Annotated in this window: 21 protein-coding genes; 9 read left to right on the top strand and 12 right to left on the bottom strand. The window is 42.3% G+C overall.

What is annotated here, in order from left to right:
• Window positions 1-10 precede the first annotated feature (10 nt).
• The gene (locus tag A0256_06625) at window positions 11-1,063 is read left to right on the top strand and encodes a secretion protein HlyD (protein AMR31120.1); all 1,053 of its coding nucleotides are present in this window, start codon (window positions 11-13) and stop codon (window positions 1,061-1,063) included.
• A gap of 5 nt (window positions 1,064-1,068) precedes the next feature.
• Window positions 1,069-2,613 carry an MFS transporter gene (locus A0256_06620; GenBank protein ID AMR31119.1) on the top strand — a complete coding sequence of 515 codons (1,545 nt, stop codon included), beginning with the start codon at window positions 1,069-1,071 and terminating at the stop codon, window positions 2,611-2,613.
• Window positions 2,614-2,877: 264 nt separating this feature from the next.
• Here the strand turns inward: A0256_06620 and A0256_06615 are convergent, their stop codons facing one another.
• A complete protein-coding gene (locus tag A0256_06615) occupies window positions 2,878-3,462 on the bottom strand; it encodes an alkylhydroperoxidase (protein ID AMR34452.1) in 585 nt (194 codons plus the stop codon).
• 204 nt (window positions 3,463-3,666) lie between these two features.
• A complete protein-coding gene (locus tag A0256_06610) occupies window positions 3,667-4,212 on the bottom strand; it encodes an alkyl hydroperoxide reductase (GenBank protein ID AMR31118.1) in 546 nt (181 codons plus the stop codon).
• Window positions 4,213-4,721: 509 nt separating this feature from the next.
• Here A0256_06610 and A0256_06605 point away from each other — a divergent pair.
• Window positions 4,722-5,054 (top strand): hypothetical protein, encoded by a 333-nt coding sequence (locus A0256_06605; protein AMR34451.1) that lies wholly within the window; start codon window positions 4,722-4,724, stop codon window positions 5,052-5,054.
• Window positions 5,055-5,496: 442 nt separating this feature from the next.
• On the opposite strand, the gene A0256_06600 is transcribed toward A0256_06605, so the two are convergent.
• A complete protein-coding gene (locus A0256_06600; protein ID AMR31117.1) occupies window positions 5,497-6,009 on the bottom strand; it encodes a hypothetical protein in 513 nt (170 codons plus the stop codon).
• Window positions 5,987-7,213, bottom strand: coding sequence for a histidine kinase (locus A0256_06595; protein ID AMR31116.1), 1,227 nt, complete (start codon window positions 7,211-7,213; stop codon window positions 5,987-5,989). The genes A0256_06600 and A0256_06595 overlap by 23 nt, the downstream gene beginning before the upstream one ends.
• A 299-nt stretch (window positions 7,214-7,512) precedes the next feature.
• Here A0256_06595 and A0256_06590 point away from each other — a divergent pair, with 299 nt between their 5' ends.
• Together A0256_06590 and A0256_06585 are read left to right on the top strand one after the other, a co-directional pair.
• Window positions 7,513-8,610 carry a Nif3-like dinuclear metal center hexameric protein gene (locus A0256_06590; protein ID AMR31115.1) on the top strand — a complete coding sequence of 366 codons (1,098 nt, stop codon included), beginning with the start codon at window positions 7,513-7,515 and terminating at the stop codon, window positions 8,608-8,610.
• A complete protein-coding gene (locus tag A0256_06585) occupies window positions 8,610-9,356 on the top strand; it encodes a hypothetical protein (GenBank protein AMR31114.1) in 747 nt (248 codons plus the stop codon). Before A0256_06590 ends, A0256_06585 begins: the two co-directional genes overlap by 1 nt.
• A 158-nt stretch (window positions 9,357-9,514) precedes the next feature.
• On the opposite strand, the gene A0256_06580 is transcribed toward A0256_06585, so the two are convergent.
• From A0256_06580 to A0256_06560, 5 genes are all read right to left on the bottom strand, one after another.
• Window positions 9,515-10,585, bottom strand: a complete 1,071-nt coding sequence (locus tag A0256_06580) for a radical SAM protein (GenBank protein ID AMR31113.1) — start codon at window positions 10,583-10,585, stop codon at window positions 9,515-9,517.
• Between the two features lie 29 nt (window positions 10,586-10,614).
• The gene (locus A0256_06575; GenBank protein AMR31112.1) at window positions 10,615-11,256 is read right to left on the bottom strand and encodes a DNA-binding response regulator; all 642 of its coding nucleotides are present in this window, start codon (window positions 11,254-11,256) and stop codon (window positions 10,615-10,617) included.
• Complete coding sequence (locus tag A0256_06570) at window positions 11,222-12,049, bottom strand: hypothetical protein (GenBank protein AMR31111.1); 828 nt, start codon at window positions 12,047-12,049, stop codon at window positions 11,222-11,224. Before A0256_06570 ends, A0256_06575 begins: the two co-directional genes overlap by 35 nt.
• Entirely contained in the window at window positions 12,019-12,669 is a 651-nt protein-coding gene (locus A0256_06565; protein ID AMR31110.1) for a hypothetical protein, read from the bottom strand. Before A0256_06565 ends, A0256_06570 begins: the two co-directional genes overlap by 31 nt.
• Window positions 12,670-12,868: 199 nt before the next feature.
• On the bottom strand, window positions 12,869-13,303 hold the full coding sequence (locus A0256_06560; protein ID AMR31109.1) for a hypothetical protein: 435 nt from the start codon (window positions 13,301-13,303) through the stop codon (window positions 12,869-12,871).
• A 388-nt stretch (window positions 13,304-13,691) separates the two neighbouring features.
• On the opposite strand from A0256_06560, the gene A0256_06555 reads away from it, so the two are divergent.
• On the top strand, window positions 13,692-14,792 hold the full coding sequence (locus A0256_06555; protein ID AMR31108.1) for a metallophosphoesterase: 1,101 nt from the start codon (window positions 13,692-13,694) through the stop codon (window positions 14,790-14,792).
• A gap of 116 nt (window positions 14,793-14,908) precedes the next feature.
• Here A0256_06555 and A0256_06550 read toward each other — a convergent pair whose 3' ends face one another.
• The 3 genes from A0256_06550 to A0256_06540 all read right to left on the bottom strand — a co-directional run bounded on the left by A0256_06550 (window position 14,909) and on the right by A0256_06540 (window position 18,157).
• Entirely contained in the window at window positions 14,909-15,547 is a 639-nt protein-coding gene (locus tag A0256_06550) for a hypothetical protein (GenBank protein AMR31107.1), read from the bottom strand.
• A gap of 75 nt (window positions 15,548-15,622) precedes the next feature.
• The gene (locus A0256_06545; GenBank protein AMR31106.1) at window positions 15,623-17,728 is read right to left on the bottom strand and encodes a peptidase M41; all 2,106 of its coding nucleotides are present in this window, start codon (window positions 17,726-17,728) and stop codon (window positions 15,623-15,625) included.
• Window positions 17,729-17,782: 54 nt separating this feature from the next.
• Window positions 17,783-18,157 carry a ribosome silencing factor RsfS gene (locus tag A0256_06540; protein AMR31105.1) on the bottom strand — a complete coding sequence of 125 codons (375 nt, stop codon included), beginning with the start codon at window positions 18,155-18,157 and terminating at the stop codon, window positions 17,783-17,785.
• Between the two features lie 47 nt (window positions 18,158-18,204).
• Here A0256_06540 and A0256_06535 point away from each other — a divergent pair, with 47 nt between their 5' ends.
• Genes A0256_06535 through A0256_06525 form a run of 3 tightly spaced genes read left to right on the top strand, consistent with a single transcriptional unit; the run spans window position 18,205 to window position 21,160 of the window.
• The gene (locus A0256_06535; protein AMR31104.1) at window positions 18,205-18,978 is read left to right on the top strand and encodes a biotin--[acetyl-CoA-carboxylase] ligase; all 774 of its coding nucleotides are present in this window, start codon (window positions 18,205-18,207) and stop codon (window positions 18,976-18,978) included.
• Window positions 18,978-19,430, top strand: a complete 453-nt coding sequence (locus A0256_06530) for a sugar transporter (GenBank protein ID AMR31103.1) — start codon at window positions 18,978-18,980, stop codon at window positions 19,428-19,430. Before A0256_06535 ends, A0256_06530 begins: the two co-directional genes overlap by 1 nt.
• Before the next feature lie 38 nt (window positions 19,431-19,468).
• The gene (locus A0256_06525; protein AMR34450.1) at window positions 19,469-21,160 is read left to right on the top strand and encodes a hypothetical protein; all 1,692 of its coding nucleotides are present in this window, start codon (window positions 19,469-19,471) and stop codon (window positions 21,158-21,160) included.
• The last annotated feature ends 87 nt before the right edge of the window (window positions 21,161-21,247 follow it).

Genomic DNA, 21,247 nt, shown 5'->3' with positions numbered 1-21,247 from the left:
TCAAAATACAATGGCAACTCAGGAAACAGAAACCAAAAAGAAACCAAACAAAGTTCTTCCTATCATATTAGGTATCGTACTTATCGGTGGTTTAATTTTCGGTGTAAAAGAATACATCTACTTCAGCAAGCATGTTGATACCGATGACGCACAGATAGACGGCGACATCAGCCCGGTTGTGGCACGCGTTGGCGGTTATGTGGATAGCATTACGTTTGAGGAAAACACACACGTTGGTAAAGGCCAGATGCTGGTTAAAATAGACGACCGCGATTATAAATTAAAAGTAGAACAAGCGCAAGCCGCGCAGACGGGGGCCAGTGCGAACATTGGCGTTGGTCAATCCCAGATCTCTACAACTGCAGCAACTTCATCAAGTGCCAAAGCTGATGTAACATCTGCCGCTGCACGTTTAGATAAAGTACGAAAAGATTATGCACGTTACGCCAACCTGGTGCAAGACGGATCGGTAACCCGCCAGCAATTCGACCAGGCAAAAGCCGACCTTGAAGTGGCACAAGCTAATTACAGCGCCGCACAGGACAGGTATAAAGCAGCCTTAGAGCAGGTAGCCACCAGCCGCAGCCAGTTAAAAGTTGTTAACACAGGCGTAAGCCAAAAACAGGTTGATATTGATTATGCTAATTTACAGTTAAGCTATACCAATGTTAAATCACCGGCTACGGGTATAGTATCTAAAAAGAATGTACAGATAGGCCAGTTAGTACAGGCAGGCCAAACCCTGTTTTCAATTGTAAACGATAACAGCCTTTACATTACCGCTAACTTTAAAGAAACTCAACTGGAGAAAATTCAAAACGGCCAAAAGGTTGACCTGAAGGTTGATGCTTACCCGGATTTGAAAGTAGAAGGATCAGTTTATAACTTTTCCCCTGCTACAGGTGCAAAGTTCTCTTTACTGCCACCAGATAATGCAACAGGTAACTTTGTTAAAGTGGTACAGCGCGTACCCGTAAAAATTAAAATAACCGGAAGCAAGGAAGAACTTGCCAAACTGCGCCCTGGTATGAGCGTAGATGTTTCGGTAATCACAAAAGACTAATTAAAATGGCTGAAACTGGCTTTAAAAAATGGATTATCACCATTACGGTGATCATGGCCTCGCTGCTGGAGCTGATAGATACGACCATCGTAAATGTGGCCATTCCACACATACAGGGTAACCTTGGTGCTACACTTGAAGATGTGGCTTGGGTAGTTACCGGTTATGCGGTAGCAAACGTTATCATCCTGCCGATGTCCGGCTGGCTTGGCGGGCGCTTTGGCCGTAAAAACTATTTCCTTACTTCTATAATTGTATTTACCATAGCCTCATTCCTTTGTGGTAACGCAACAACTTTAGATGAACTGGTAGTTTTCCGGATCATCCAGGGTATTGCGGGTGGTGGATTAATATCAACCGGCCAAACCATCTTATTGGAAACCTGGCCGCGCGAGCAAATTGGTACAGCTACTGCATTGTTTGGATTAGGAGCGGTAGTAGGCCCAACTGTAGGCCCTACCATTGGTGGCTGGATCACCGAGAATTATGCCTGGCCCTGGATTTTTTATGTAAACATTCCGGTAGGTGCATTGGCGATATTTTTAACGTACACTTTTGTACGGGAAACGCCCAAGGAGGAAAAGAAGCCGATTGACTGGTGGGGTATTGGCCTGCTTGCAGTGGCAGTAGGCAGTTTGCAAACTATTCTGGAAAAAGGTGAATCTGAAGATTGGTTTGCAAAAACTTATATTCTGGTTTTAACGGTTATGGCGGTGCTAGGTGTTATCCTTTTCATATGGCGCGAACTGAGTACAGATCACCCGATTGTTAATTTCAGTATTATGCGCCACCGGAGCTTTTCAGTAGGGATGTTTACGTCGTTTATACTCGGATTCGGGCTGTATGGCTCCGTGTTTGTGTTCCCTGTGTTTTGCCAGAACCTGCTGGGCTTTAACGCACAGCAAACAGGGCAGCTACTCTTCCCTGGTGGTTTATGTACTATTGTTATGATGCCTTTTATAGGTAAAATGCTTAATAAGGGTGTGCCGGCCCAGTTTATGGCTACTGCTGGCATGTTTCTGTTCTTTGTTTTCACCTGGATGCTGAGCAATTCTACCCTTGCAACAGGCGAGCATGATGTATTGATACCGTTATTGGTTCGTGGTGTAGGGATGGCATTATTATTTGTACCGCTAACTACCTTAGCTATGGCCGACCTTAAAGGGCCGGAAATAGGCCAGGGGTCGGGGTTAAATAATATGATGAGGCAGCTGGGTGGTTCATTCGGTATAGCGGCTTTAACAACTATCATTCACATTCGCCAGGGCAAACATCGAAGTGATTTAATTACTTACATTAATCCGTATAACCCGGCATTCACAGAACGTTTTAGTCAATATCAGCATGCGTTTGTTGCTAAGGGCAAATCGCTTATCGATGCTACGCATATGGCGTACGGTGCGATTGAAGGTGTTGTGATCAGGCAAACCATGTTATTGAGTTATGATGATGCCTACTGGATCTCGGGGCTGGTGATGCTGTTCTCGATACCGCTATTGTACCTGCAGCCATTCCGCAAGAATATGAAGGCGGTTACAGATGCGCATTAAAAAAACAAAACCGTTCAGTTCTTGCAAACTGAACGGTTTCTCCAAAAAAATCAACAATTAAATTTGTAGTCCCTCTCCAGGCTCACAAATAATAAATAAAATTAAAAATTATGATTAAGAGAGGTGTTATAATCTTATGCTATAAAATTAGTTGTTTTTAATTAAGAAACACAAATTTAATTTCATAAAAATTTCATCTTGATAAATTTTTTATAGGAAAGGGGCATGTTGAACATGCCCCTTTTCTATTTAGTTACTGGAGATCTAAAAAATAATCTTACCTGTTGCAGTTACCAGTGCAGCAATACGTACTGCATCAAAAATACGTTCTTCGGTAGTACCCAGTTTAATTAATGAATCTTCATGGGCATTTACACACATCTCGCAGCCGTTAACAGCAGAGATAGCAAGGCTCATCAGCTCGAAAAATTCTTTACCGGTTACAGGCTTCATCATCAGCTGCATCCGGATGCGCGCCGGGATTTGCGTATATTTCTCCTTTTGCGTGAAATGGCGGAAACGGTAGAAAATATTATTGGATGCCAGCAAAGATGCACAACCGGCAGCTTCGGCAATTTCCGCGGCTGTAGCACCCTGCTCTTCGGCGTACCTGGTGTAATAGGTAGTTAGCGGCAGGACATTATTGTTGATAGCGGTGCTTAAGCCTAAAAGGGCACATTCTTTCTCGGTAAGATGAGCAGATGACAGAGTGCTCGTAAAGTTCAACTTAAAATCACGCAGATAGCGCGATTCGCCTTTTTCTAACAAGGTTAAACTTGCGGTGCGATATTCGGGCTCCAAACCCATACTCTGCAGGATCTCCTGAATAATTTCGGTACTTTCGTTCATTTGTTTAGTTTTTTTCCACAGGGCAAGCAATAGTTTAAAAGAGATCAAATCATAAATGCAAATGATTCAACGCCTATGCTTGTGGCAGTTGGTTATAAAAATTAACCACAGATAGCAATGCGTTTTGGCAGGCATACAGAAAAAAACTGCGTCCCTATACCATCACCGTCCTATCTGTGGTTGAAGAGTAGCTATTAAGCTAAATTACACGTTTAGCGTTTCTTGTCCTTTTTCCCAGTTACATGGGCAAAGCTCGTCGGTTTGCAGGCCATCAAGCACGCGTAAAACTTCTTTAACGTTACGCCCTACGCTTAAATCGTTAACACAAACCCAACGGATAATGCCTGTAGGGTCAATAATGAAAGTTGCACGGTAAGCCACTTTTTCATTTGGCTCTAAAATGCCAAGTTCTTCTGCCAAAGATTTTGACGTATCAGCAAGCATCGGGAATTTTAACCCGCGCAAATCGTCATGATCTCTCCTCCATGCAGCATGTACAAATTCAGAATCGGTAGAGGCACCGATCAAACGGGTTTCCCGATCACGGAATTCACCGAAATTGTTATTGAACTCCGCGATTTCTGTTGGGCATACAAAAGTAAAATCTTTTGGCCACCAGAACATTACCGTCCAAACATTATCATCATTAACCAAATAATCCGATGTGATGGTTTCAAACTCTTTACCCTTCTCCAAGCTTGTTACGGCTATTTTAGAAAATTGCGGAAATTGTTGTCCTATTGTTAACATAATTGTTGTTTTATTAAAATTTACACAACAAAGGTAATCTTAAAACTTTGGGAACCTTATCTCAAATATCTATGTGGTATAGAGGGAAACTATAGCGTTAAGATTTTTATTTAGCATAGTGTGCTCCTATTCAATTGCATAGTTGCTCCCTAAAAATTTACCTTTTGATTTAGTAACCGATTAATGAAACCACCCTTGTATTTATGCCTGATGAGAGGTTGCGCATCCGGCGAAAAACCAGAGTTGGAGGTTTTAAGAAATTGCACCTATTAGCATGTGCGTAAACCAGCCTCGTACAATCTAATCATCAAACACCCGCCGTTTGCGCCAACAAATACATTAGCCTAATTAAAGTTTTCTAGTTTGCTGTAAATAATCAACAAGAGGTGTAACCTGGTTTAAAAACAAGTAGTCATAACCTACAAACACACCACATTGGTGGTTAAAACAAAATATACACATTTAAAAATTATAACATGAATACTGATAACTTAGGCGTATTAGCCGGCATTATTGCAATCTTAAGCACCTTCGGCACTATATTCGGTGCTATCTATTTACACAAACGCGAGAAAATGGCCATGATAGAACGCGGCATGGACCCTCGTAACTACAAAGCGCAACCCGCTCCTTATCAAAACTTAAAATGGGGTTTGTTATTAATCGGAGCCGGATTGGGTTTATTTATCGCCTGCCTTTTGGATCGCACTGCTTTCTCGGCTACACAGGATGAGAACGAGGCTATTTATTTTGGCCTGATCGCCATTTTCGGAGGTGCTGGTTTAGTAATATCTTACCGCATTGAGAAAAAAGATCTCTACAGCGGCAAGGATAGTGAATGATCTGATCGCAAGTAAAAAGGTAATCTGAAGGAAGGTGATGTGACAGAAGCTTTTGCCTCAATTAAAATAGTGGACTATCATCAAGAATATGCTATTACAAGGTGATTCACTCCAGGTGTTTCACCTTTTTTCACAATAAATTTTTATTCAGGCAACTGCCTGATAAACAATATTTTGCAAAATATAAACCGAAACCAAGGCGATTCACCAAAATCCGTAATATACTGATTTTTAATATTTTAAGTGTTTCACCCGATTCACATTCGCGGAGTGAAACACCCTGTATAAAAACGGCAGTTTAAACCCTCATAGCAGCGGGAATTGTTTGTATTGCAGAAAGGAAATGTATCAATAATATCCGAATGTAAACAAGAATTAGTCATTGGTGCGCCGATGTACCTTTTTTGCGTTATCAGGGTTGTAAATTTTACCAGGATGGTCTCTACAGATATCTTTCTTTTAAGATCCGCAAATGATGCATTTCATGGCCTGCCGCCATATATATCAGCGCTCTCACTGTAACCCGGTTGCCGCTGGCCGTGCCTTCGCAATTAATTTGTTCGTCTGTTAGATTACCAAACACAAATAAGTTAGCTTCCCTGGTTACTTTAAATTCCTCAGCAAGGCTTTGCAGTGTACGGCTGTTATAATTAGTATTGTTAACATAAACATCCTGCTCGAATCCGGGCAGAGATGTTTGTTCACGGGAAAAAACAAACGCCCGGAATCCAAAAAAACGTTCTGTATCAGCCATATGGCCCAGTACCTGTTTCACTGTCCATTTGCCTTCAGCATATGCATATTGCGCCTGGCGTTCATTTAAACTGGTAAACAGGTCATAGCTGGAAGCTTGCGCATCAACTAAAATCCGCATAACATCAGCCCCTTGGGGAACCATGGATACATAAGTTTCAGCAAATACGGGGTATTCGTCAGGTTGTGGGCGTGATATCATTTGTTAAGCTTTTTAATACAATTCTAAACGTAGTGCCTTTGCCAATTTCCGAGTCGCGTACAAAGATCTGCCCGTTATGGTAGTTTTGGATCATCCTTTTGGTAAGCGATAGCCCCAGCCCCCAACCGCGTTTACGTGTAGTATATCCCGGTTGAAAAACGGTTTCGAATTTAGAGCGGGGTATTCCCTTACCTGTATCGGTAACATCGATGTAAATGAGTTTTTTTACGCGACTACCGCTAATATTAACCTTAATGCTGCCGGTACCATCGATGGCATTAACCGCATTTTTCAGTAAATTCTCCAGCACCCAATCAAATAGTGGCACATTTAAGCCTGCCAATAAGCGCCGGTTGCCCGTTAATTCGAAAGCTATCTTATCGCTTACCCGCACGCTAAAGTAATCTACAAAATCTTTCACCACCTCATAAACGTTATTGGTTTCCAGTTTTGGTTTAGATCCGATCTTAGAGAAACGGTCGGCTACAATTTCCAGTCGCTTTACATCGTTTTCCATCTCGGCCATTAAAGGATCATCTTCAGCATTGAATTTATCTTTAATCAACTCTATCCAAGCCATCAGTGAGGAAATGGGCGTACCCAGCTGATGCGCGGTTTCCTTGGCTAGCCCCACCCAAACCTGGTTTTGTTCCGATTTACGGGAGGAACTAAAAGCGGTGTAGGCCACTAACAGAAATATAGCGATAACCGAAAGTTGGATATAAGGGAAGATCTTAAGCTGCGTGAGCAATGGTGAGTCTTTATAGTAAACCAGCCAATGTTCGTTCAGGTTAGAAATACTCAGCCGGATAGGTTCGTGCTGTGACTTCATAAAAGCCAGCTCTTCTTTAAAATAAGCGATATCATATATCTGTTTACGCTCTTTTAGCTCTGCGGCATCCAGTTTGATAAAGGTCTTGGCGCTATCCAGGCCGCGGGTAAACTTAAAATCGCCTTGCTCATCCGTAATGATCGCCGGTACCACAGAACTATCCCTAACGGCCAGCACAAAGTCAATAAAGTCATTGTCATCCGATGAGGTAAGCTGTTTCATACTCAGCGCCCATACCTGCGCGCGGGTGCGTTCGGACTTTGCAATATTGCGCACCAGGTAACTCGTATAAAGTAACGATCCGCTTGCTATCACTACAGCAAAGGCGAGCAGCGAATATTTCCAGCGACGTTTTTGTTGGTAAGGATTCATATAAGATACCTCTAAATAACGGAAAATTTTCCAGTAAGGAAATTACCACATCGCGTTAGAAAATTACACACTCCGACATCGCTACCGGGTATCCCCCCTTTCTGTTCCGCAAAGAAGCGAAGGGCTGCCTTTTTTACACCCTCTTTACCGAAGGTAGAGAGGGTCGGGCAGCGCAGCGACCAGGGGGTGAGTTCACTCTGCGAGCAAAAACTAAATAAAATCCGGGCAAGCCTTATCTGTTCTTCCTACCTTTCCAATAAAATTTTCTAAATGTATAAATCGTGTATACCTTTATCCATATGAAATTAGCACAGCTAACTACGTACCTGGAAACACTCGCCCCGCTGGCCTATCAGGAAGAATACGATAATTCGGGACTGATCGTAGGGCATCCAGATCAGGAAATCAGCCAGGCACTCATTTCGCTCGATTGCACCGAGGCAGTGGTAGATGAAGCCATTGCTACCGGCTGCCAGATTATTATATCTCACCATCCTATTGTTTTTAAGGGCTTAAAAAAATTCAATAGTAAAACCTATGTGGAGCGCGTAGTTGAGAAGGCTATCCGAAATAACATTGCTATTTACGCCATCCACACCAATTTGGATAATATCATGACAGGGGTTAACGCGCGCATTTGCCAAACCCTGGGCCTACAAAACAGCCGGATACTGGCACCTAAGCATCAGTTATTAAAAAAGCTGGTTACTTACGTACCTGTGGCACAGGCAGAAGCTGTGCGGACGGCTTTATTTGAGGCCGGAGCGGGCAAAATTGGCAACTACAGCGAGGTTAGCTTTAATGCGGAAGGCTTTGGCACCTTTAAGGGCAACGAACATACCAATCCATATGTAGGCACGCCGGGTAAACGGCACCGCGAGCACGAGATCAGGATAGAGAGTATTTACCCCGCCAACCTGGAGAGTAAGATCATCATGGCCTTAGTACTTAATCACCCTTATGAGGAAGTAGCTTACGACCTTTTCGCACTAACCAACCAAAACCAGCAAGTAGGTAGCGGCATGATAGGCGAACTGGAAAGCGCAATGGATGCCAGCTCCTTTTTGGGCTTCGTAAAAGAAAAGATGAATGCGTCCGTTATCCGCCATACCGCTTTAACGGATAAACCAATTAAAAAAGTGGCGGTTTGCGGAGGTTCGGGCGGGTTTCTTTTAAAGCAGGCGATAGCCGCCGGTGCAGATATTTTTATCACCGCGGATTACAAATACCACGAGTTTTTTGATGCTGAAGGAAAAATAGTGATTGCCGACATCGGACATTTTGAAAGTGAGCAATTTACGCAGCAATTATTGTATGAAATTATTCAAAATAAATTTGTTAGCTTTGCGGTCCGTTTAACAAAAGTGAATACAAACCCCGTCAAATATTATATTTAATGGAACAAACCGTAGAACAAAAGCTTAAAGCTTTATACGACCTGCAAACCATCCACACCAAAGTTGATAAAATACGCCAGGTACGTGGTGAATTACCTATGGAAGTGGCCGATCTGGAAGATGACGTTGCCGGATTAGAGACCCGTATACAAAAAATAAAAAATGAGCTTGATGATCTTGAGGATGAAATTGTAACCCGCAAGAACCTGATCAAAGATTCACAAGGCAATACCAAAAAATACGAAGCACAGCTTAACGAGGTAAAAAACAATCGCGAGTATGATGCTATTTCAAAAGAAATTGAAATTCAGGGTTTAGATATACAGGTGAGCGAGAAAAAAATTCGCGAGTTTGGTTTCGAGATCGCTTCAAAGACCACTATCTACGAAAAAGCTTTAGCTGATTTAGATGCACGCCGCAGCGACCTGGATGCAAAGAAAGATGAGTTGGGTACCATTACCGCTGAAACTGAAAAAGAAGAAAACGAGCTTAACGCACAAGCTGAAAAAGCTACCGTTAATATAGATGAGCGTTTGCTTATTGCTTACAACCGTTTACGCGGCAACGCAAAAAATGGCCTGGCAGTAGTAACCATTCAGCGCGATTCTTGCTCAGGTTGTTTTAACCAGATCCCGCCGCAGCGCCAGTCTGATATCCGTCAACGCAAAAAGATCATTGTTTGCGAGCATTGCGGCCGTATCCTGGTTGATGAGCAAATGGCTTTGGAAGAAGAAAACGCTCAATAAGAAACCAACTATAAATTTATATTTTAAAGGCTCCAGCTATGGGGCCTTTTTTGTTGGATAGAATCAGTCATTCTAACTAATAAAATGGATATTAAACAAGCAACATCTGTAATCAATTTTTACATTTTGGCCTATCGCTGTTTAATCATACCTGCTGTTCAAAACATCCCCATCTGCTTCCCTCCTTTTGGCGTAAACAAGCTCAGATCATACACAGGCATTTCTCTGCCAGAAAGGAAGCGCACACAGGCCATGCGGTACAGTTGGTGAATAGAATTAGCCACATGCCCGTCTCCGCTCATGCGGCGGCCAAAATTGCTATCGTTTAATTTACCGTCATGGCAAGCCTTTATCATGTTCAGAACCTTTTCAGCCCGGTCGGGATAGGCTTTGTGTACCCAGTCGGTAAAGATCTCTGCAATGCTGCCATTGAGGCGCACGATGGTAAAACCTGCAGATAATGCCCCCCTGCCTGCCGCCGCTTTTATAATATCCGGCACTTCGTTACTGTTTAAACCGGGGATGATTGGCGCCACCATCACCCGTACCGGGACACCTTTTTCGCTTAGCTTTTCAATTACCGCCAACCGCCCCATGCCCGTAACTGTACGAGGCTCCAGCTTTTGGCGCAGCGATTCATTTAGGGAAGTGATGGAAATATTTACGTGAACAAGATTCATCCTGGCCATTTCGCTCAGGATATCTATATCGCGCAGTACCAGGTTATTTTTAGTGATGATACTTACCGGATTGCGGTATCTCAGAAATAATTCCAGCAGGGAACGGGTGATCTCTAGCTTACGCTCGATGGGTTGATAGCAGTCGGTATTGCCGGATAACACGATGGGTACGGGCTGATAGCCGCGCTTATTAAAGTATTTTTCCAGCAATTCTGCAGCATTGCGCTTTACGATGATCTTTCGTTCAAAATCAAGGCCGGCGCTAAAGCCATAATATTCATGGGTATTGCGGGCGTAACAATAAATACAGCCATGCTCGCAGCCCTGATAGGGGTTGATAGAAACAAAATGGCTCAGGTCCGGACTGTTAGATTCGCTAACGATCTTTTTAGCGTTTTCTTCAAAAAGCTGGGTGTGGGTATTTTCCAGCAACTGCTCGTCAAGGCCTTCAACGTGTTCGAGCACATACTTGCTCGTTAAAAACTTGTTATGGGTATTTACCTGGGCTCCTCTGCCTTTAAAAAAATCCGGATTATCTTCATGGGACATACCACAAAAATGCTAATTATTTTAGCATTCTACAACCGGATCAAATTGTTTTTTACTGCATATAGCACCAGGCCAACCCGGCTCTTTATCTGTAGTTTTTCAAATAGCGCATCGCGGTAGTTATCAACAGTACGTGTGCTTACACACATATCATCAGCAATCTCTTTGTAGGTAAGTTCGGTAGCCGAGAGTCGCAAAAACTCCAATTCGCGCTCATTTAACTTCAATTCATCAACATTGCGATTAAAGCTGTTAACCATGTGTCGGGTTACAAAATCTGGATAGTACAAATCTCCGCGTGCGACTTTCTCCAGTGCCTGCTGAAACTCCTCGGGCTCTGCATCCTTTAAAAGGTACCCCTTCACACCAAGCTTAACCATCGTTAATACTTTGTCTGCGTCCTCAAACATCGATAATATGATCACACAAACATCGGGGTAGTTTGCTTTTAGCCACTGTGCCGTTTCTACACCACCCATAACCGGCATATTAATATCCAGTAAAACAATATCTGGCTTAAGCTGGGGCGAAATTTTACGGATCAGTTCTTCACCATTTCCTGCTTCGAAAAGAATTTGATAATCACCAAGCGTACTGATGAGTGATACGAGCCCACTTCTAAACAGGCGATGATCATCAACCAGAACTATTTGAATAGCGTCCGTCGGCATAAGATTGTTGTAAGAGGGGGTCAATTGTTATTGTAATACAACAACCCTTTCCCGGTTCGCTGCTTATTTTTGCAACACCACCGATCAAGGCTGCTCTGTTTTGCATATTTCTGAGGCCCGACCCACCATTTTCAAGTGCATTGTAAGCAAAGCCAGCCCCATTATCCGCGATGGTTAAATTAAACAAATGTGGAGAATACTGCAACCCAATTTTAAATTGTTTGGCACCAGAATGCTTGAGACTATTGTTAAGGGCCTCCTGAAAAATTCGGAATAATACTAATTCCCGCTCATCCCCTAACGCAATTACCTGGCCATCAACTGTAATACTGGCCTCCATAATGCTGCTTTTATTCAAACGGTCTACCTCTACGGTAATTGTTTTAGCCAATCCAAGCTGGGCAATATGTTCAAAACTCAAGCTTTTGGATAGGTCACGCAGATCAGTAATTGCCTGTGAAACCAGCTTACGGCTCTCATCTACCTTAATTGCACGTTGGCTTTCGGTAATGTTGCCTGCCATAGCAAGGTTTAATTTTACAAAACTGAGTACTTGGGTAATATTGTCGTGAATCTCCCGGCTCACATAGTTCAGCGTTTGTTCCTGCATTTCAATCTGTGTTTTCAACAATTCCTGCTGAAATACAGATTTTAAATGTTCCTGTTCGGCAATATGGCCATTGTGTTTCCGCTGATAAAAAAACAGAAAGCCGATTATAAATAACCCCAATAGCAGCAGCATAATTGTGCCAACTATAACAATTACGATTGACTGCTGGTTTTCCTGAAGCATAAAAATGAAACGGTTAAACAGGAATAGAGGATGCCGATAGCCACATTGACAATTACAGCGAATAACTCTAAAAACACCAGAAGTTTTTTATCGGCTAAAAACGCGAATGATGCAAATAGCAAGAACTCGGCAAGACAAAAAAATAAAAGCCCGGTATTCACCCAAAACCCGGGTAGCGAAATTATGGAAATTTGAAGTTGGGCATAATTCATGAGCTCGTAAAAATAAAGGCACGCTAACACGATAAGAATGGCGAAGTCGATAAGTATGGTAATCGTATCCAATTGCCAAAAACCTTGATAAAATGCCATGTTTATCGCTGAACAGGTAACGGATAGCCAAATTATTCTATATATCCATTTTTTTAATTTTGGCGTCCTGATGAGCGCTAAAATAAAAAAGCTATAAAACAAAAAAGACACAAACATGGCGATGTTTGTAGCGAAGAGATTACTGCCATTTATCCCTACCCATCCTAATGATGTTGCAATTTCATATATCACTACACAAAAAAGATACGGCACAAAAAATTTATAGGGGGTACTTTTTAGTTTAGGATATTGTATTACCGCAATCAAAAACGACAGCGCTTCAAAAAACAAATATACCTGGTCCAGCATTGCCACTAATATACATATTAAGCGATTATAAGCAATTCGCAAGTTAGATACGAGTTGGGCAGCACTAAATGAATGCGACAGGTTGTTGAAGCAACCCATTATCATTACTAAGCTGTAGGATCTATTTTAAAAACACCAAGCCTGTACCACCCTACAATTCAGAGGTGATAACAAGCCTGGCCCAGATTGAAACAAGCAATTATATGCTTCCGCACACCATAGGCGGGCAAATCTTTCCGCTATCTAATCCTTCACCGCTCAATTCACCGCCTGCTGTTAATTGATCGTCTGCGGAAATTCCTTTTAACAGATCCACAGGTTTATCAGCCGGGCCTTTAGTTGCTACCAATATAGTCATCAACCGGTTATCGTCTTCTTCAGGGATATCTTTAAGTAACTTTGACTTATCATGTACGCCAAAATAAATTCGCAAACCGTAATCAGTATCACCTGGCTTGTATCCGTTATCAGCAAATAACTGATCTATATTTTCTTTTGAAAACCAAATAGACGTACTGTCTATATCTTTATCAAGCGGCTCTACTTTACCACTTTCGCGGGTAATATGCACGTGTTTAAAATAATTGTCTGATAATAATTTTATCAATTCTGCTGAAACTGCTGGGGAAGACATCGATAATTATGCTAAGGGTTTAATATTGTGCTAATATAAGTTTTAGGAAAGAATTACAATGAGTGTTTTAACGGTATAGGTAACGTGAAATCACCCTTTCATTAGGGTGAATTAACGCTTTTAACGAGGCGTCGTAAGTGCGAAATTTGACATAAGATAAATAGTTAACTGCAGCCTTAGTCAGTAAACCGCTGGTGAAGGGCAAAAAAATGTGTTGATAACGTATAGTTTAAATTACGTTATAAAAAAATCCCTACTTCGGGGGAATTTAGGGTAGGAAGGATTTTGGCAAGGGGGAACTATTCCCCCTTCCGCCTCCTTCCAGCAATCATCTCACCAACCCTGCATCTACCATGCAACTTTTTCGGCCTTTGTATGTTCCCAACAAATGCGCCGATTTTTACAACGCCTCTTTTACAAACCCATCGTTAGGTTGGCCGATAAATACTCGTCTCGCCCCGATAAAAAAAGGGTGTTTCGGGCACTGAATGCACTGCATAACAGCATTATTAATAAGCCTGGTAAGAAAGGTTTAGTGCTGCCGTTTAATCAGCATAGCGATAAATTCATTATCCTGTCCGATCAGCATAAAGGCGCACGCGACGGGGGAGATATGTTTGCCAAAGCCTCCAGAAATTATATTGCTGCCCTTAACCATTACAACGCCCACGATTATTTTTATATTAATCTTGGCGACAGTGAAGAACTATGGGAAAATCTTTTCCAAACGGTAAAACGACACAACAAAAATACGTTTGAGAAAGAAAAGCTATTTATTGCCCGTGATAGCTTTGTGAAGATCTTTGGCAATCACGACTTATACTGGGGAAATGATCCGCTTGCAATGGTGAGCCTCACACAAATTTATGGCAAGGCCATCCGCATCTATGAGGGGATAGTTTTACAAACATTGGTAAATGGTAGGTCACTTTCAATTTTCATGACACATGGTCACCAGGGTGATTTACAAAGCGATGGGAACTGGTTTAGCAAATGGTTTGTTTCTGATATATGGGGACCACTGCAAGGCTACCTGAGGATAAATCCAAACACACCGGCATTCAATAACCAGCTAAAAACAGACCATAACCGAATTATGTATGAATGGAGCAGCCAAAAAAAAGATCTGTTGCTCATTACCGGGCACACGCATCAGCCGGTGTTTCGTTCCCTTACCCAACTGGAGGGCCTATACATTGCCCTGGATAAAGCCAAACAGAATGATGATGTTGCACAAACTGCCAATTTGGAGCAAAAAATTACGAGCTTGCACTTAAACGGCGATACTCAGCCTGATTTCAATGGCTATCTGGATACCTATTTTAATTGCGGCTGCTGCTGTTTCGACGATGGTGATATTACCGGGATAGAAATTGCTGAGGGCTTCATCCGACTTACTAAATGGAGTTACCACAAAAAGATTAGCACGCGGGTGGTATTGGAAGAATGCAGGCTTGAAGATCTTAACCTGGACAAGGGTGGCATTTAGCCTACCTGGGAGCAAAAATTAGGATGATAACCAAATTCCAGGCTTCATGAAAACGCCTTGATACAAGAGCTCAATGAATTTTGATTCTTGAGTTTCGAAATCCTGCTTCCCGCCGCCTATCCGTCAAGCAGAAAAACAAAGAGTTCTTTCGGCCCATGGGCGCCTAAAACTAATGTTTTCTCGATATCTGCAGTGCGGCTTGGCCCGGTTACATTAGAGATCATTGAAGGCAGTTGATTGTTATACTTATCTTTCAACAATTTAAAGCCATCTTTAAGATCGAGCACCAACTGAGATGTATAAGCCAGCACAATATGTACCGGCGGGTAGATGCTTAGCCTGCGCCCTGCCGCGTTGCCATTAGAGAGCAGAACGCTACCGTTGCGGGCGATAAGCGCCTCGCAAAAAGTAAAGCCAACATCAGCCATGTCAAAATCTTTGTCAGTCTCAAAATAAGGATATTCGTAGGCGCTAAGAATTTCCTGCAATGCCGGCTCCCAGCAGTATATTTTATGCCATTTGCGTTCTTCGGCCAACTCCAGCAGGTTTTCTATAAACTGCACCTCATCTTCACAAAAAATAAACTGCCCGCTTACAGCTGTAAATTGCTCTGCAAAGACAACCTCTAGTAGCTCCTCGTTTGGAGGGTACATAGGTAAATCTTCCAGATTGGGATAGGGATTATCGCGTTTCTCCAAAAGCGCCTTTCGCACTTTTTTAAGCAGCTTTTCCTTTGATGTTGTAATATCCCTCATATTAGACAAGATTAACAAAAAAGTCGCAAGTCAATTCATAACTGAACTGGCTTGCGACTTCGCGATTTCTATAAACTATCTTTCCGGGGCTGTATCGCTCCCACCATCTATACGTGACACCTCTGGATTGATCAGATTATCCGGGATAGCGTTGTTATCAGGGATAAGACTCGGTTCGCCGTTTACGAATTTATCATAAGCAGTACGGTGCTCAAATGGTCGTTTACCCAAAATCTCCTCCAGGTCAGACTGAAACAGTACTTCCTTTTCCAAGAGCTTTGCTGCTACGTTTTCCAGTCCTTCACGATGTTTGATCAGCAGTTGCTTGGTTCGTTCGTATACAGACTCAATCAGATTACGTACTTCAGCATCAATCAACTCTGCTGTAGCATCAGAATATGGTTTAACAAACTGATTATCGCCCTGCGGATCATAGAATGAAAGGTTACCCACCTTATCATTCATACCATAGATCTTAACCATGCCATACGCCAACCTGGTAATACGTTCCAAATCGCTTAATGCGCCTGTGGTAATTTTACCGAATACAATATCTTCTGCCACACGGCCACCCATAGAAAGTGTCATGTCATCTATCAGTTCTTCCTTGGCAACTAAAAACCTTTCATTCGGTAAATACTGCGCGTAACCCAATGCAGCAACACCACGCGGAACTATGGATACCTTCACCAATGGATCGGTATGCTCCAGGAACCAGCCTGCAATGGCGTGGCCGGCTTCGTGATAAGCCACAACCTTTTTTTCTTCTGGTGATATAAGTGTATTTTTCTTTTCAAGACCACCAATCACACGATCAATAGCATCCTGAAAATCTTTCATATCCACCGATTCCTTGTTCTTACGGGCAGCTATCAAAGCAGCCTCGTTACAAACATTAGCAATCTCTGCACCGGCAAAACCAGGCGTTTGTGCAGAAAGTTTTTTAGGATCAACACCTTCCGCCAATTTTATGGGCTTTAAGTGTACTTTAAAGATCTGCTCACGGCCGATTAAATCTGGCTTATCGATAGATACCTGCCTGTCGAAACGTCCCGGACGCATTAATGCCGAATCGAGTACATCCGGGCGGTTGGTAGCTGCCAGAATGATAATACCAGAATCTGTACCAAAACCATCCATTTCAACCAATAACTGATTTAAGGTATTTTCGCGCTCATCATTGCCGCCTATCATATTATTTTTACCACGTGCACGGCCAATCGCATCGATCTCATCGATAAAAATTATACAAGGAGCCTTATCTTTAGCCTGGCGGAATAAATCACGAACGCGTGATGCACCAACCCCTACAAACATCTCTACAAAATCTGAACCCGAAAGGGAGAAGAATGGCACCTGCGCCTCGCCTGCAACGGCTTTTGCCAACAAGGTTTTACCTGTACCCGGTGAACCCACCAGTAAAGCGCCTTTAGGTATCTTACCACCAAGGTTAGTATATTTTTTAGGATTCTTAAGGAAATCAACAATTTCCATCACCTCCTGCTTGGCTTCTTCCAAACCGGCAACATCATTAAAAGTTACCGATACCTGTGCTTCTTTATCAAATAAGGTAGCTTTAGACTTACCTATGTTAAAGATTTGTCCACCCGGGCCACCGCCGCCACCACTGCCCATACGGCGCATGATAAACAACCAAACCCCAACCAACAATACAGCCATAATAATACACTGTACCAACCAATTGCTCAGCAGGTTTTCTTTACCCTGCTCATAGAGTATCGGCGTTTTTGCAGCATCGCTCAAGTCTTTTTCAGCACCGCTGATAGATTGCTTAAGGCTTTCGTACGAAGCATCAGTAAAATAATATTGCGGGCCATCTGCTGCCATGCTTAAACCGCGCTGGTTTTTGTTGGCATCATTGTACTCTGGCTTGCTTAAGCTATCTTTTTTAATGTAAACCTCAGCGACCACTAAATCACCATTTTTGTAAGCAACAACTTTGGCTACATCGCGCTTTTTAAGCATGTCTGTACTAAAACGCTGAAAGTCTATCAGCTTCCCGGTATTACCGCCAATAAAAGTAGGAACAACCAGCAAACCAATAATTGCAATGGCATAAAGCCACATCAGGTTAAACTTAGGTGGTTTGGGCGTTATCTTTTTATTAGGGATCTTTCTTAACGGTTTCTGGCCATCGGCCTTTTTATCTTTAATCTCCATTTTATCTCAGCTCAATCTATCAATAATTTAAAGGGCCTTTATGTTTTCAAATAATTAAGCGCTTTTATAGCTTTTAATTTCAGCATCGCCCCAAAGATCTTCAACACCATAAAACTCCCGTTTATCAGTTCTGAAAATATGTATAACTACATCAACATAATCCAGCAGTATCCATTCGCCATACTCAAGTCCCTCTTTTCTCCATGGGTCTTGCTGCATAGCTTTGTAAATTTCTTCCTCAACACTGTTTGCAATTGCTTTTACCTGTGTGGCAGAATCGGCGTGGCAGATTACAAAATAGTCTGCAACCGAACTTTTGATATTACGAAGGTCTAGCCTTACGAGTTCATTACCCTTTTTCTCCTGCATGCCGTGTATGGCCAATTCGGAGATATAGGTGGATTCATTTATCACTTTACTTTTTACCATCAAAAAGAATTAGTTTTGAACGATTTTGGTTTATAAAATATTATACGTTGCAAAATAACATAAATTCAGGATTATTTGTTGGACAAAATTTAGTGACACTAAAAGAAGTTGACTCTACCAACAATTTCCTCAAGAACCTATTGTCAAATTCCAAGCCAGTACCTGAAGGAACGGTCATTATGGCAGAAGCCCAATTTGCAGGCCGCGGGCAGCACCAAAACACATGGCATGCCGAACCAGGCAAAAATTTAACATTCAGCCTGTTACTTAAGCCCTCCTTTATTGCGCCACCTTTACAATTCGATCTCACAAGAGCCGTTAGTTTAGGGGTTTATGATGCTTTAGCGCCGCTGCTGGGCGAAGCGCTTAAAATCAAATGGCCTAATGATATTTACTACAAAGACCGGAAACTTGGTGGCATGTTAATAGAAAATATGATACAAGGAGGACAAATCCGCAATTCGGTAATTGGCATTGGCATTAACATTAACCAGGACAACTATCCGGAAACCGCCGGAAGTGCGATTTCTGTTAAGCAGATATTACAAAGGGATTATGATTTAAAAGATATATTATTCGAAATTAGCACCCATGTTGAGGGCTGGTACCTCAAATTAAAAGGAGGCCAAACGGAGCTGATAAGAAATAGCTATTTAAGCCGGCTTTACCGGTTAAACGAAGCGAAAGAATTCCGGTCGAATAATGTAGTTTTTACCGGGACAATTAAAAATGTTTCTGAGACCGGGATGCTGATTGTACAGCATAATGACATTGAGGAATCATATAACCTAAAAGGAATAGAATTTTTAACAGATAAATGATGAAGAAATTATTTTTAGCAGTAGCTGCTTTAGCGATATCACTTAGTGCAAGCGCACAAATCGAATCGCATGTGAAATGGGCGTATGCCTCTAAAAAAGTGAATGCAACAGAAGCGGTAGTTTATTTCAAGGCTACTATAGATAAAGGCTGGCATATTTATTCGCAAAACGTTAAAGAAGGCGGGCCGATCAAAACATCTTTTACTTTCACGCCATCGAAACTTTATGCGATAGTTGGCAAAGCAACAGAGCCTACGCCGGTAACCAAGTATGAAGATGCTTTTAAAATGAACGTAAGCTATTTTGAGAACACGGTTATGTTTACTCAAAAAATCAAATTAAAATCGGCTAAAGCCAGTGCAGTAAACGGCAAGTTAGAGTTCATGACTTGTAATAATGTTAAATGCCTGCCACCAGATGAGGTTGAATTTTCTATCCCTTTAGGTAAATAATAGCCACTTTCATGAAATTACTTACTACCCGTGGCATGCTGCGGAAATCGCTCTTTTTATTAGTTACTATTATTGCTGTGCTGGCTTTTATGCCACAAACGGTAAAGGCTATTCAAAAAGCCGATACAGCTGCAGGCGATGTTGAGTTTACTGATGCACCAAGTAATACCGAAAAACTGATAGCTAAGAAGAAAGCGGATGCGGAAGTTGTTAAAGTTAAAAAACAGGCAGATACGCAAACGGCAAAAACCAAGCAGCTCTCTATCCCTAAAACTATCTGGCAGATTTTTTTAGAAGGCTTTTTAGGAGGGCTCACTGCAGTTATCCTTCCTTGTATTTACCCTTTGTTACCGCTAACCGTAAGCTTCTTCACCAAGAAAGCCGGCAGTAAGGCCAAGGGTATTATGAATTCGGCGATATATGGCCTTTCTATTATTGTAATTTATGTTGCATTAGGTATAATTATCACACTTGCTTTCGGTTCCGATGCATTAAACGCGCTGGCAACCAATGGCATATTTAACATATTTTTCTTCCTGTTATTGATCGTTTTCGGGATATCATTTCTTGGCGCTTTCGAAATTACACTTCCCAGCTCGCTGGCAAATAAGCTAGATCAAAATTCTGATAAGGGTGGCATGGCCGGGATCTTCTTTATGGCGGCAACATTGGTTGTGGTGTCATTTTCATGTACAGGGCCTATCATAGGCACACTACTGGTGGACGCGGCATCCAAGGGCGAACGCCTGGCCCCGGCAATGGGTATGTTTGGTTTTTCTCTTGCGCTTGCCCTCCCTTTCACCATTTTTGCCATGTTTCCATCGATGCTTAAAAGCCTGCCAAAATCCGGCGGATGGCTTAATAGCGTTAAGGTGGTTCTGGGTTTCCTGGAACTCGCATTTGCACTTAAATTCCTGTCCAATGTAGACCTGGCTTATCATTGGAACTGGTTTGACAGGGAGATCTTTTTATCCTTATGGATCGCTATTGGTTTAATGCTGGGGCTTTACCTTTTAGGTAAGATCAAGTTTTCGCATGATAGCGATGTACCTTACTTAAGTATTCCACGTTTATTTTTATCGCTGGGCGTGTTTGCCTTTGTAATATATATGGTACCCGGACTATGGGGTGCTCCGTTAAAATCTATCAGCGCATTTTTGCCGCCGGAGGCAACGCAAGACTTTAACTTATCGGCTATACCAGGTGGTGGCGCGGCTGCACCCGCAGCTGTTCAACAACAAACCAGTATCAAAACCAAAAAATACGCCGGTAATTACGACCGGATTAAAACACGTGGGTTGGATGCATGGTATGATTACGACCAGGCCCTGCAGGTTTCGAAAGAACTGCATAAGCCTATCCTTATAGATTTTACGGGTTTCAATTGTGTGAACTGCCGCCAAATGGAGGCAGATGTTTGGACAAACGCCGAAGTATTCACTCGCTTACGCGATGATTTTGTAATGTTGCAACTGGTTGTGGACGATAAAGCAGATCTGGACCCTAAAGATTTTTATGTTTCGAAATTCAGCGGCAGAAAAATTACAACCATTGGCGCAAAATGGAGCGACATGGAGGCAGATAAATTCAATTCAAATTCGCAGCCTAATTATGTTATAATGGATAGCAATGGCAACGTGCTTGTACCGCCGCAGGGTGCCAACTATAATGTAGCTAACTACATCAAGTTCCTGGATAGCGGACTGGCCGCTTACAAAGCAGGCAAATAGGCAAACAATTTTGTTCATTCAACAGGCTTCACGATTTATAAGAGCCACAATTGGCAAAAAAGCTTAACTTCGCCGAACTTTTAAGGC

The sequence above is a fragment of the Mucilaginibacter sp. PAMC 26640 genome, from assembly GCA_001596135.1.
In the GTDB taxonomy this organism is placed as follows: Bacteria; Bacteroidota; Bacteroidia; order Sphingobacteriales; family Sphingobacteriaceae; genus Mucilaginibacter.
This window is presented reverse-complemented; position numbering and strand designations above follow the sequence as displayed.

Bases quoted from the DNA above. Each gene is read 5' to 3' on its own strand.
- A0256_06585 (AMR31114.1), top strand. From the start codon at position 8,610: ATGGAACAAACCGTAGAACAAAAGCTTAAAGCTTTATACGACCTGCAA.
- A0256_06540 (AMR31105.1), bottom strand. From the start codon at position 18,157: ATGGTAAAAAGTAAAGTGATAAATGAATCCACCTATATCTCCGAATTG.
- A0256_06565 (AMR31110.1), bottom strand. From the start codon at position 12,669: ATGCTGGACCAGGTATATTTGTTTTTTGAAGCGCTGTCGTTTTTGATT.
- A0256_06575 (AMR31112.1), bottom strand. From the start codon at position 11,256: ATGCCGACGGACGCTATTCAAATAGTTCTGGTTGATGATCATCGCCTG.
- A0256_06590 (AMR31115.1), top strand. From the start codon at position 7,513: ATGAAATTAGCACAGCTAACTACGTACCTGGAAACACTCGCCCCGCTG.
- A0256_06570 (AMR31111.1), bottom strand. From the start codon at position 12,049: ATGCTTCAGGAAAACCAGCAGTCAATCGTAATTGTTATAGTTGGCACA.
- A0256_06580 (AMR31113.1), bottom strand. From the start codon at position 10,585: ATGTCCCATGAAGATAATCCGGATTTTTTTAAAGGCAGAGGAGCCCAG.
- A0256_06550 (AMR31107.1), bottom strand. From the start codon at position 15,547: ATGAGGGATATTACAACATCAAAGGAAAAGCTGCTTAAAAAAGTGCGA.
- A0256_06615 (AMR34452.1), bottom strand. From the start codon at position 3,462: ATGAACGAAAGTACCGAAATTATTCAGGAGATCCTGCAGAGTATGGGT.
- A0256_06530 (AMR31103.1), top strand. From the start codon at position 18,978: ATGAAGAAATTATTTTTAGCAGTAGCTGCTTTAGCGATATCACTTAGT.
- A0256_06625 (AMR31120.1), top strand. From the start codon at position 11: ATGGCAACTCAGGAAACAGAAACCAAAAAGAAACCAAACAAAGTTCTT.
- A0256_06595 (AMR31116.1), bottom strand. From the start codon at position 7,213: ATGAATCCTTACCAACAAAAACGTCGCTGGAAATATTCGCTGCTCGCC.
- A0256_06620 (AMR31119.1), top strand. From the start codon at position 1,069: ATGGCTGAAACTGGCTTTAAAAAATGGATTATCACCATTACGGTGATC.
- A0256_06560 (AMR31109.1), bottom strand. From the start codon at position 13,303: ATGTCTTCCCCAGCAGTTTCAGCAGAATTGATAAAATTATTATCAGAC.
- A0256_06600 (AMR31117.1), bottom strand. From the start codon at position 6,009: ATGATATCACGCCCACAACCTGACGAATACCCCGTATTTGCTGAAACT.
- A0256_06545 (AMR31106.1), bottom strand. From the start codon at position 17,728: ATGGAGATTAAAGATAAAAAGGCCGATGGCCAGAAACCGTTAAGAAAG.
- A0256_06555 (AMR31108.1), top strand. From the start codon at position 13,692: ATGCGCCGATTTTTACAACGCCTCTTTTACAAACCCATCGTTAGGTTG.
- A0256_06610 (AMR31118.1), bottom strand. From the start codon at position 4,212: ATGTTAACAATAGGACAACAATTTCCGCAATTTTCTAAAATAGCCGTA.